Annotated in this window: 9 protein-coding genes and 1 pseudogene; 3 read left to right on the top strand and 7 right to left on the bottom strand. The window is 57.0% G+C overall.

Going from position 1 to position 11,946, the window contains the following annotated elements; all coding sequences use genetic code 11:
• Positions 1 to 81: 81 nt before the first annotated feature.
• The 6 genes from RHM60_RS02700 to RHM60_RS02675 form a co-directional block, all read right to left on the bottom strand.
• A complete protein-coding gene (locus tag RHM60_RS02700; protein WP_209981729.1) occupies positions 82 to 981 on the bottom strand; it encodes a hypothetical protein in 900 nt (299 codons plus the stop codon).
• A gap of 436 nt (positions 982 to 1,417) precedes the next feature.
• Positions 1,418 to 2,746, bottom strand: coding sequence for an RES family NAD+ phosphorylase (locus RHM60_RS02695; protein WP_209981724.1), 1,329 nt, complete (start codon positions 2,744 to 2,746; stop codon positions 1,418 to 1,420).
• Between the two features lie 74 nt (positions 2,747 to 2,820).
• On the bottom strand, positions 2,821 to 4,407 hold the full coding sequence (locus tag RHM60_RS02690) for a hypothetical protein (protein ID WP_209981722.1): 1,587 nt from the start codon (positions 4,405 to 4,407) through the stop codon (positions 2,821 to 2,823).
• Positions 4,408 to 4,663: 256 nt separating this feature from the next.
• Positions 4,664 to 5,299 (bottom strand): hypothetical protein, encoded by a 636-nt coding sequence (locus RHM60_RS02685; protein ID WP_209981720.1) that lies wholly within the window; start codon positions 5,297 to 5,299, stop codon positions 4,664 to 4,666.
• A 173-nt stretch (positions 5,300 to 5,472) separates the two neighbouring features.
• Positions 5,473 to 5,940 (bottom strand): DUF1203 domain-containing protein, encoded by a 468-nt coding sequence (locus RHM60_RS02680; RefSeq protein ID WP_322213499.1) that lies wholly within the window; start codon positions 5,938 to 5,940, stop codon positions 5,473 to 5,475.
• 154 nt (positions 5,941 to 6,094) lie between these two features.
• Positions 6,095 to 6,634 (bottom strand): LysR substrate-binding domain-containing protein, encoded by a 540-nt coding sequence (locus RHM60_RS02675; protein ID WP_322213498.1) that lies wholly within the window; start codon positions 6,632 to 6,634, stop codon positions 6,095 to 6,097.
• Between the two features lie 26 nt (positions 6,635 to 6,660).
• On the opposite strand from RHM60_RS02675, the pseudogene RHM60_RS02670 reads away from it, so the two are divergent.
• From RHM60_RS02670 to RHM60_RS02660, 3 genes and pseudogenes are all read left to right on the top strand, one after another.
• Positions 6,661 to 6,939, top strand: a pseudogene (locus RHM60_RS02670) (serine hydrolase); the annotation flags it as partial.
• Positions 6,940 to 7,070: 131 nt separating this feature from the next.
• Positions 7,071 to 8,447, top strand: a complete 1,377-nt coding sequence (locus RHM60_RS02665; protein WP_322213497.1) for a cystathionine beta-synthase — start codon at positions 7,071 to 7,073, stop codon at positions 8,445 to 8,447.
• On the top strand, positions 8,444 to 9,610 hold the full coding sequence (locus RHM60_RS02660) for a cystathionine gamma-synthase (protein WP_322213496.1): 1,167 nt from the start codon (positions 8,444 to 8,446) through the stop codon (positions 9,608 to 9,610). The genes RHM60_RS02665 and RHM60_RS02660 overlap by 4 nt, the downstream gene beginning before the upstream one ends.
• Positions 9,611 to 9,735: 125 nt before the next feature.
• Here RHM60_RS02660 and RHM60_RS02655 read toward each other — a convergent pair whose 3' ends face one another.
• Positions 9,736 to 11,934: an OsmC domain/YcaO domain-containing protein gene (locus RHM60_RS02655; RefSeq protein WP_322213495.1), complete on the bottom strand. Its 2,199-nt coding sequence runs from the start codon at positions 11,932 to 11,934 to the stop codon at positions 9,736 to 9,738.
• Positions 11,935 to 11,946: the final 12 nt, after the last annotated feature.

Here is an 11,946-nt window from a genome sequence, read left to right as displayed (position 1 = left end):
GAAGGGCTGCAATCGGCCAGAAGCGGGCGTTCAACCCAAGGAAAATAAATCTGTCCCGTTATAACGATTTGAATAATTTAATTACCATGTTTTTATAGGGAATTTTAGATACGCGACTAAACCCTTGCTCATTGCGTCCAGCCTGGCGTGGTCGAAGTTGTCGTGAGTTTCGACCAGATTTTTCAGTTTTGTGAAAAGCTTATCCGCCTTTTCGTCTTTGAACTCACCTAATTGTAATTCGCATAAGCGTGCAAAAGCTTCTGCTCGAAGCCCAAGAGCTACCGCAAAATGATAAGTAGCAAGGCGGCGACGTTCCTTGTCCCAATATTGCAGCGTTTTTACACCCTCTACTTCAGAGTGCTCAAATATTTTGCCAATTCCTATTAAGGCTGACATTTCATCTGAAAAGCTATGAACGGAATCACAGAGTGGTGCATAAAAAGCGTAATAATGATTCTCCCACCCCAAAGCCTTGAATAAACCTTTCCCGCTAGGATATCTAGCGACATCGCTCCATTCTTCATTGAAGTGCGATAACATAGAAGCACCATTTTTCTGCCTCGCTTGGGCCGCAGGGTTCTGAGCATCTTGCGACTCAAGATATGCTGTCCAAGCTTTTCCGTTGCTTTCAATCAGCTGATTGCTGCTACGCAGTAGAGAACGGCCATTATTTCCTTCATCCATACCCACATAGAGCTTATTGGCAGATTGCTCCATTACCACGCGCGATAGGGCTTCAAGCGTCGAATATGATTTGTTCTTAAGGCATTCGCAAGCTTGACGGCAAAGCTCATCAATTATGCGTAGGTAGTGTCGTATTATTAATCGCTGAGTGTCGTCTGTTAGAGCGGTCAGAAGCGTATCTTTGTATTTTTTGATCAGCTCATCTAAATCCGAATTGAAATTCAAGATTGTGTAAGTGTCCTTCTTTAAGTCAATCACTGCTGGTCCTTCGTACTTTAAAACAGGATTTACGATCAAGGCATCGATCCGTGTGAAGGCAGAGTGCCACAACACGAAAAAATGCGCTAAAAGAAGCTCAGTTGCTCAATGTATCGGGCAGCTAAGCCGCCGACCGCTTCTGGCGGTTCTCTGCCTGTCACCAACGTCAGCTTTGGGTCGACTTCTGCCCTTCGTGACAGGCAACAATCGGCCATGAGCGGTCACTCGAACACATCACCTGACCAACTGTTTTGTCAGACAAAGCGGCCACCCATGCTCCGCTCTCAACATTGACCTGAACTGAGAAATGATCTCTGAAGATAGTGAGTCGAGTCGAGTCGATGCGTCACTAGTGGCTTCCGCAGAGGTGGGGGGGCCTTGAGGCTGGAGAGCAAAGGCCACCCATAAGTAGACATTCAAATCTAGGAATTACTCAAAGTCGATGAAGAGTGACTAGGAGTCATTCATCACTGCTTTACATTTGATCTAATTCCTCCAGGGAGGTAATAAGGTGTTGTTCACCCTCCCGTTTGTCCCAATCTGACGGGTCAAAATCGTTGGGGTTGAAATCCCATTCATCGTCAGCGTCGGCTGGGTCTATTTCGATGTGACCGTTTTTGACGTCAAACGTGACCTCCTCGTAGATCACTGCCGTGACTTGGTGAACCAGCAAGGTTTCTGCCTTGAGGGCCAATGCTGGAATAGCGGCAGTGAATAAAACAATATTCCGGGCATCGCTGTCATTCTGTCGTTGAGCCGACCTAAAAATCACCCCTTCGATAGGGTTGGGTGGCTGGGTGGCAAAGTATTCTGCAATCACCTGCGTCACGAGGTACTCGTGTTCGTCATCCGGCAAAACCGGCGAACTGATGATCTTGTGCAAAGACTTCAGGAAGTGCTCACGCTGCTTTTGCTCCTGATACGTATCGTCAAAATAGCTAGTCGGGACACTCTCGATGTACGCGGTGTCAAGGCCCGCGAAATCAAAAACTCGCACATCCCGGCTGATCACAAATTCTCCGCTTACAACATTCCCTCCAACGGGTGGTCGAAGCTCCGCAATGCAAGTCGCTCGGTCGAATGCACCATAGAAGAAGGGAACTCCCGCTGGGTTCATCCGCCCAGCCTTTGCGAATTGCCTAGGGGGAGCATTAAGCTCGGCGACAGGGTTTGATATTACCTTTTCCACTGCACTTCTGCTGTCGCACCGACGGGCCCTATAGAATGTACTGCCTGCAGGGATCGTTCTTATTACCGACTCACGGTCTGCGAAGGGCGTGTAAACCCCAAACTCTTCAGCTCCTGCAAAAAGCCAATCCAGAAATGGCTTGGCTTCAGAGCTGAAGAATCTGCGTCCATACATTATTTCCGCCTTGAATCGCTTCCAGCGACGCTCGACGTTAGCCGGGCGATATCGGCGTTCAACGTAGTTGATGTCGGGCGGGAACTCGCTTTCCCCCCCATCAGCAATGTCTCGGTGCGATGGTTGTAGTTCACGTGAGATAGCTGCAACGATTGGTAGACTGTCATCGGACAGGCCCAACACATCGCCGATCCAGAACTGCAACGGGTCACCAAACCGCTCCTCATGACTGACTCGATCATCCTCGCCAAAAATCGGGTAGCTGTCGCCAGGCCGGATCAGCCAACTCAAGACGGATTGCACTTCCGCAGTTAGCCATCCAATGGAACAGCACTTTCGCCGTTTGTTACAGAACGAACATTTCGCGGCATCCCCTTCCGACATGATGCTGCTTTTTAAGATCGCATCCCCAACACATCCCCAACACACCTGCTCTTCCATGGATGCCTCATCCGCCTACATCGTGAACTGTAAAAGCAAGGCTACCTGACTGAGAGCCTGGCGATTGGCGGTGCTCAAATACAATGCACCTGGAACGGGATGTCGATACATGCCTTTGCAAGCTCAGACATGATCATGGAATCCGCCTTCAAGTCTGTGATGATATGCACCGTCGCAAGCGGATACATTTGCTTGGCTAGGCGCACGCCCCGGGTGAAGAGCTCAACACTTTCACTACCGGCAAACAGCCACGCGCCGACCGCATTCATGTCGACCTCTAGGGGGCCAGTTGAGGGTAGGCAGATGACTTTATGGGACGTTAGTAGGTCGCTATGCAATTGCCCAACCTTGTCTCGAAGCGCGGCCAGCCTCGCCTCCATGCTTGATGAACCATCAATGATCAGCACGGGCTGGGGTTGAACTTCAACTTGTGAGAATTCGTTGAGCACGGCCGCTAGCGGTGCAGCTAGGGTATGCCGCGTCTGTGGTCTGAACTCGTCGATTAGCGTGTAATCGTGGGGAAAATCGACGTTGTCGTAATTCACCAGTACCAGTGCGCCGTCTGTGGCGACGGCATCAGCATAGGACGCGGCCACACCATCGAAATAGCGTTTCTTCAGCGTCTTCAACGACTCATCGTCAGGCATCTTATGTTGCTTGCATTCGATGATAGCGGCCACGTCATCTGGCTGAATCACCGTCGATGTACCACGGACAACTACGATATCCGGCTGTACATTTTTGCCGGCGCGACGCAGATAGGACGGCTGGTAGATGATCTGGCCAAATGGGAGGCTCTTGCGTTCGGCGACTACGACCGTTTGCCCCAACTCAAGTAGTGCCGCACCTGTCGGCGAGCGATTGAGCTCGAATCCGCGTCGCGCAAACAGCTGTAGCGTAGTGACCAAGCACCAAAGCTCGTAGATTTGCCAACGATGGCGCCAGAATGGCAAGTCAAGGATGTCTTCGGCCTTGAGATTGGGGGCACATTGATCCAGCAGTGACTGTAGATGTGCAAAGGCATGCATATCCCAGAGCGATAGGTTCTTGATGGCCCATAACGCGGGTACTGCATCAGCCGTCCCCCGGTAGCCGCTTTTTTCCAGCCCCTGGTCGCGCACGCTTTCGCATAGGTCGTAAATCCTTGAAGCGACACTTTTGGGCATCGCACCTTTAGGCTTAGCTGGCAGCTTGGCTGGTCTCTCGTTAGGTCTGTTTTCCTGATAGTTCCTGCAAGCGTCAGCGAAGCCATTGCAGAGATTATTGAAAGCATTGCTTTCTGGTACTTGCTCAAGTAGCTGGCGATAGCGCCTAAAGGCCTCGAAATTGATCGTGACTTGGTCACCCTTAATGTTGAAATTCCAACTGATGTCGAGGGTGTTCTTCGACGTCTTCGTCATGCTGCGTTCGCAGTAATTCCAGATGTCTTGGAACATGACCGAGAGTGGTTCAAGGACCTCTAGCATGGCCATCAGGTACTGTTGGGCGCTGATAGCCTTACTCTCGTCGGAAAGAATAAAGCTCTCATCCGGAATGCTCAGCTTGATCGCCAAAGATTTCAGCAGCGCCTCGTCGCGGGGATTTTTTCCATAGCCTTGCGCCACCGCGAGCTCATTGCTGTACCAGAGCTTCCGATGGATCTGCGCGCACGTTTCTATCATGGGGTCCTTTCCGTGGGAGTTGACTGCAGAGGCCAGCCTAGACTAACAAAGAGCCTTGCACCATCATTTCACATTGAGCATTCCCATGGCTGGTACTGGCCGAAAAGGGCCGCTAGCTAGTGGCCGCTATTGGCCGGCTTCTGTCACTCCTAATTGGTAGAGCTCAGCTAGTTCCGGGCTCATCAGTGCTTGGACGACGAGCGAGCGGCGTTGCGACACTCAAAGGACAAGCATGTCCATTTCCATACTAGGGAAACTAGGCCAGCTGGAACTGCCCACGGAGCTGCAGCGCAAGTCGCGATCGCCATTGCTCCACGACCAGCCCCGCTAAGTCTGCCAGGTTGCTGTCAGTTGAATTCATGATGGCATGGACGGCGGAAAGCAGGTTATCCGCCAAATCTTGTTCGGGGCTCATTCCTAGTGTGCGGATAAGAGTGATTGTGTCTTGCGATTGCCCTGGCGCGCCGCGCCAGTCCTTCGGCCACTCGAAGCGGTGTTTATAAAAATTTGCAGCTCCGTTTGCGATCGCGACGTAGCTCAGGCTTGACCTCGAATCGAGATCTGCCTCCAACGACATCACGGCGTTCTTATTTATCTTCTGTCCGTTTAGCTCGTAGATCCGCTTTACAATCGAAACCGTCTCGGTGATGGCCGCCTGAATAAGTACAAACATGGCCCCGAGCAGTACACCGGCCTCGTCGTATATTAGCTCCGCTGGGTGATCCCAGAATTTTCGCCCCGGATGGCCTATCTCCCGGAGGCGATCAGACCAAGCATCGAGTGCTTGTTTAGTTAACTCCGCGTGCGATCGGATTACGCTGGAGAGGGGAAACTGATCGAGCTCGTCTTCTAGCTCCTGCACCAATCTCAATATCTGCGTTTGCTTGTCCAAGATGTCCTCCTATGCAGATGGGCATCATAACGTCAGCAGAGTCCAATGCGCCTCGCTGGATGCGTACAGGGAGACTGTGTCTGGCCGATTGCTGCCGTTCGCGGCGGGCAGCAACCGGCCCGTCGCTGCCCAGCAAAGCCGAAAGAAGAACCAACCACCAACACCTGCGTCGACTACGCCCGATCTATCCGCCCGGAGTAGCAACCCTGCTTTGCATGGTGCACGTGAATGTACCCAACCTCTGGATTGGCAAACATCCGAGTAACGACAGTTTCCATTGCTATTCCATCAGCGATGTCTGCGTCGAGCATCATCCCATCATCAGTGAAAGCGCGAAGTGATAGCAGGCGGATTCGCATGGACTCGGGTACCTCATCGACTGCGTCATAAGCCTGTGTGGCCCACTCCCGTATGAAGATCGCGTGTGAAGCGCGGTATGGCGTCGTGGCAGGCTGGCTGACATGGTTGAGTAAAAGCACGCTCTGACCTGGCTGCGCATCCTTCATTTCGATACGGTCAGGAAAGCCTGGGTGGCGGTCGACGATGTAACGCTTTATCCCGAGCAATGCGAGATCTTTGTCGGGCAATCCAAACAGTGACTGGAATGGCTCGGGGGAAAGGCCAGTGATACGAAACGCCATGGTCGAACTCCTATGGGGTTGGAGTTCTATCAGGCTGGAATTCGTACCGTACCTGCTATCCGATTCTTGCTGCTTTATTCAAGCTGCCGCGATTCGATGAATTGAAAGCCATGGCGGGGATGATGGTCGAGCGAAACGTTCAACTCGAACCTATTCATGGTTGAGCTGAATCGCCGTCGCGTACAAGCTCGGCGATCCAGTCAGCGAATGCGCGTACGGCCGGCGAGAGAAAACGCTGATGCGGATAGAGCAAGGTCACGGGCACTGAGGCGGGTTGCCAGTCCGCAAGCACCTCGATCAGCCGGCCTTCCTGCAGATGCTCAGAGACCACGTTCTCGGCAAGCTGCACCAGGCCGAATCCTTCACGACACATCTTTATGTAGAGTCCTGTCTCATTGACAGCCACCGCACCGCTCACCGGGACTGAGATATTTTCGGTGCCGCTGACGAAGCGCATTTTACCCACTCCCCGCTCATGCGCTGAAAAATAATGGATGGCTCGATGGTGGAGCAGGTCCTCCGGTGTTTGCGCAGTGCCGTTCGCTCCGAGATAGGCCGCAGACGCACAGGTCACCCAGCGAAACCGGCCGAGTGGGCGCGCAACGAGCGTTGAGTCATTGAGTTGCCCTGTACGAATGACGCAATCGACGCCTTCCAGAACCAGATCAACCTGCCGGTCGTTGACGCCTATCATCAGGTAAACATCGGGATACCGATTGTAAAAGTCTGCAGACAGCACGCGCCCTGGGCGGTCCGATTCGCGGTCGCCCCTGGATCACGCCGGGTTATGGCCTTGGCGTAATGCAGGGGACGATTGACGGAGGGTATTCCCTGTGTGGACACACGGGCGGCGGACCCGGCAGTGTCATTGCGGTCTACCGGCTCTGCGCTGGCGAAAAATCGGCGTGTTGTGCTGCTTTTGAAGCGGGCGCCCGTGAAGGTGCCGTCGAAGCCTTCGTTGTTGAGCAACTGATGCAGGCTTTGCGTCAGGGTGGCTGAAGACGTCCTGATCCGCCATGCGCCAAAAAAATACATCCACCCGACCGCCCGGTTGCGAGTGGCACGATCTCGACCTATGGTCCAAGGCATGTTTTGCATTTGCTGTCCCCCTTCCGCACTCAGGTGACGACATGCCCACACCCTCCCGCCCCGCCGTGCTCGAGCTGATCGGCAACACGCCGCTGGTTCGCGTCAGCCGTTTCGACACTGGCCCCTGCACCCTGTTTCTCAAGCTCGAATCACAGAACCCCGGCGGTTCCATCAAGGACCGTATTGGCCTGGCGATGATCGACGCCGCCGAGCGCGATGGTCGTCTGCGCGCTGGCGGCACCATTATCGAAGCCACTGCCGGCAACACCGGCCTGGGCCTGGCGCTGGTCGGCCGGGCTAAGGGCTATCGCGTGGTACTGGTGGTGCCCGACAAGATGTCCACGGAAAAGGTGCTGCACCTCAAGGCCATGGGCGCCGAGGTGCATATCACCCGTTCGGACGTGGGCAAGGGCCATCCCGAGTATTACCAGGATGTGGCCGCGCGCATGGCCAAGGACATTCCCGGCTCGTTTTTCGCCGACCAGTTCAACAACCCGGCCAACCCGCTGGCCCACGAGACCAGCACCGCGCCGGAAATCTGGGCGCAAACCCAGCATGACCTCGACGCGATTGTGGTGGGCGTGGGTTCGGCGGGCACGCTCACCGGGCTCACGCGGTTTTTCAAGCGCGTGCAGCCGGAGCTGGCGATGGTGCTGGCCGATCCGCTGGGCTCGGTGATGGCCGAGTACAGCCGCAGCGGCCGCATGGAAACGCCCGGCTCGTGGGCGGTGGAAGGCATCGGCGAGGACTTCATCCCGTCGATTGCCGACCTCTCCAGCGTGCGTCACGCCTACTCCATCAGCGATGAAGAGAGCTTCGACCACGCGCGCCAGTTGCTCAAGGCCGAGGGCATTCTCGGCGGCTCGTCCACCGGCACCCTCCTCGCCGCCGCGCTGCGCTACTGCCGCGAACAGACCGAGCCCAAGCGCGTGGTGACCTTTGTGTGCGACACCGGCACGCGCTACTTGTCCAAGGTCTACAACGACCAATGGATGAACGACGCCGGCCTGTTGCAGTACAAGCACTACGGCGACTTGCGCGACCTGATCGCCCGCCGTTTCGAGGACGGCCGCGTCATCAGCGTGAGCCCTGACGACACCCTGCTCACCGCCTTCCAGCGCATGCGCCTGGCCGACGTATCGCAACTGCCGGTGCTGGTGGACGGCCAGGAACTGGTGGGTGTGATCGACGAGTCCGACATCCTGCTGGGCCTGCACCATGACGCTGCGGATTTTTCCATGATCGTTGCCAGCGCCATGACCGACACCTTGCGAACCCTCGCCCCCAGCGCCAGCCTGGCCGAACTGCAGGCCGAGCTGGATCGCGGCCTCGTCGCCATCATCGCCGACGCGTCGGGCTTCCATGGCCTGATCACCCGTGTCGACCTGCTCAACCATTTACGGAGGTCCCTTGCATGAGCCAGCCCGATAAAAACGCATTTGCCACCCGTGTGATCCACGCCGGGCAAGCGCCCGACCCGAGCACGGGCGCGTTGATGCCGCCGATCTACGCCAACTCCACCTACCTGCAGGACAGCCCCGGTGTGCACAAGGGCTTTGACTATGGCCGCTCCCACAACCCGACGCGCTTTGCCCTGGAGCGCTGCGTAGCGGACCTGGAAGGCGGCACTCAGGCATTCGCCTTCGCTTCCGGGCTGGCCGCGATCTCTACCGTATTGGAACTGCTCGATGCCGGCGCGCATATCGTCTCCGGCAATGACCTGTACGGCGGCACCTTCCGCCTGTTCGACAAGGTGCGCCAACGCAGCGCCGGGCATCGCTTCAGCTATATCGACTTGAGCGATATGGCGGCGTTTGAAGCGTCGTTGCAGGACGACACGCGCATGGTCTGGGTCGAGACCCCGAGCAATCCCCTGCTGAGTCTCACCGACCTGCGCGCCGTGGCGCGTATCTGCCGTGCGCGCGGCATCCTTTGCGTGGCCGACAACACCTTCGCCAGCCCATGGATCCAGCGCCCGCTGGAGCTGGGGTTCGATGTGGTGGTGCACTCCACCACCAAATACCTCAACGGTCACTCGGACGTGATTGGTGGCATCGCGATTGTCGGCGACAACCCGGCGCTGGCCGAGCGCCTGGGCTTCCTGCAGAACTCGGTTGGCGCCATTGCAGGGCCGTTCGACGCATTCCTGACCCTGCGCGGCGTGAAGACCCTGGCCCTGCGCATGGAGCGCCATTGCAGCAATGCACTGCAACTGGCGACCTGGCTGGAGCAGCAACCGCAAGTGGCGCGGGTGCACTACCCCGGCCTGAAATCCCACCCACAGCACGACCTGGCGCAACAGCAGATGCACGGGTTTGGCGGGATGATTTGCGTGGACTTGAATACCGACCTGGCCGGTGCCAGACGTTTTCTGGAAAACGTCAATCTCTTCGCCCTGGCCGAAAGCCTGGGCGGCGTGGAAAGTCTTATCGAACACCCGGCGATCATGACCCATGCCAGCATCCCGGCGGCCACCCGCGCGCAGTTGGGGATAGGCGACGGGTTGGTGCGGTTGTCGGTAGGGGTTGAAGATGTAGAAGACCTGCGTGCCGACCTGGCCCAGGCCCTGGCTCATATCTAAAGACTCGAGGCAGCAACGATCAAATGTGGGAGGGGGCTTGCTCCCGATGGCGGTGAATCAGTCAGCAATCCAGTACTGACCCGCCGCCATCGGGAGCAAGCCCCCTCCCACACGAAATCCGTGTCTTAGACTGAGGTAACCCCGGCCCGCGCGCTGTGCAGCTTCTTGTAGCTCTCGATCAGACGCAGGTGCCGGTCCAGCCCTTCAAGCTTCATGCTGGTCGGCGTCAGGCCGTAGAAGCGCACGCTGCCGGTGACCGAGCCGATCACCGCGTCCATGCGCTCGTTGCCGAACATACGGCGGAAATTGGCCTCGTAGTCTGCCAGCGCCAGGTCGTCGTCCAGCTCCATCTCCAGCACCGCGTTCAGCGCCTGGTAAAACAAGCCGCGTTCGGCGGTGTTGTCGTTGTACTGCAGGAACATCTCCACGCACTCCTTGGCTTCTTCGTACTGCTTGAGAGCGAGGAAGATCAGCAGCTTCAACTCCAGAATGGTCAACTGGCCCCACGCGGTGTTGTCGTCGAATTCGATGCCGATCAGGGTGGTGATATCGGTGTAGTCGTCCAGCTCGCTTTCGATCAGGCGTTCGACCAGCGCGTGCAGTTGCGCGTCATCCAGGCGGTGCAGGTTGAGAATGTCTTCGCGGAAAAACAGCGCCTTGTTGGTGTTGTCCCAGATCAGGTCGTCTACCGGGTAGATTTCCGAATAGTCGGGCACCAGGATCCGGCAGGCAGTGGCACCGAGGTGCTCGTACACCGCCATGTACGACTCCTTGCCCATGCTCTCGAGGATGCCGAACAGGGTCGCGGCTTCCTCGGCATTGGAGTCTTCGCCCTGGCCGGAGAAGTCCCACTCGACGAATTGGTAATCCGATTGCGCGCTGAAAAAGCGCCACGACACCACGCCGCTGGAGTCGATGAAGTGCTCGACGAAGTTATTCGGCTCGGTGACCGCCTGGGCTTCAAAGGTCGGCTGCGGCAAATCGTTCAAGCCTTCGAAACTGCGGCCTTGCAGCAGCTCGGTGAGGCTGCGCTCCAGCGCCACCTCCAGGCTGGGGTGCGCGCCAAACGAGGCGAATACACCGCCGGTACGCGGGTTCATCAGGGTCACGCACATCACCGGAAACTCGCCGCCCAGGGACGCATCCTTGACCAGCACCGGGAAGCCCTGGGCCTCCAGGCCTTGAATGCCCGCCAGAATGCCGGGGTACTTGGCCAGCACTTCAGCCGGCACATCCGGCAAGGCGAATTCGCCTTCGATGATTTCGCGTTTAACAGCGCGCTCGAAAATCTCTGACAGGCACTGCACCTGGGCTTCGGCGAGGGTATTGCCCGCGCTCATGCCGTTGCTGAGGTAAAGGTTCTCGATCAGGTTGGACGGGAAATACACCACCTCGCCATCGGACTGGCGCACAAATGGCAACGCAACGATGCCGCGCGCTTCGTTGCCGGAGTTGGTGTCGAACAGGTGCGAACCGCGCAACTCGCCGTCGCGGTTGTAGACCTTCAGGCAGTACGCATCGAGGATTTCCCCCGGCAGTTCGTCGTTGGGCCCAGGCTGGAACCAGCGCTCATCCGGGTAATGCACGAACGGCGCATTGGCCAGCTCCTCGCCCCAGAACTGATCGTTGTAGAAAAAGTTGCAGTTGAGCCGCTCGATGAACTCGCCCAAGGCCGACGCCAGCGCGCCTTCCTTGGTGGCGCCCTTGCCGTTGGTAAAGCACATCGGCGACTGCGCATCGCGGATATGCAGCGACCACACGTTGGGCACGATATTGCGCCACGAGGCGATCTCGATCTTCATGCCAAGCCCGGCAAGGATGGCGGACATGTTGGCGATGGTCTGCTCCAGCGGCAGGTCCTTGCCGGCGATGCGGGTGCCGGTGCCTGCAGTCGAGCCCGGCATCAGCAGGGCCTGGGCGTCGGCGTCGAGGCTCTCGACTTCTTCGATGACGAACTCGGGACCTGCCTGCACCACTTTCTTTACGGTGCAGCGGTCGATGGAACGCAGGATGCCCTGGCGGTCCTTGTCGGAGATATCCGCGGGCAACTCGACCTGAATCTTGAAGATCTGGTTGTAGCGGTTTTCCGGGTCGACGATGTTGTTCTGCGACAGGCGGATATTTTCCGTGGGGATATTGCGCGTCTGGCAATACAGCTTCACGAAGTACGCCGCGCAGAGTGCCGACGACGCGAGAAAATAATCAAAGGGCCCCGGCGCCGAACCGTCGCCCTTGTAGCGAATCGGCTGGTCGGCAATCACCGTGAAGTCATCGAACTTCGCTTCAAGTCGGAGGTTGTCGAGAAAGTTGACCTTGATTTCCATGGGGGCACACCA

This window comes from Pseudomonas sp. MH9.3 (assembly GCF_034354675.1).
In the GTDB taxonomy this organism is placed as follows: domain Bacteria; phylum Pseudomonadota; class Gammaproteobacteria; order Pseudomonadales; family Pseudomonadaceae; genus Aquipseudomonas.
The sequence above is the reverse complement of the archived record's forward strand: the minus strand, read 5'-3'. Positions and strand labels throughout refer to the sequence as shown.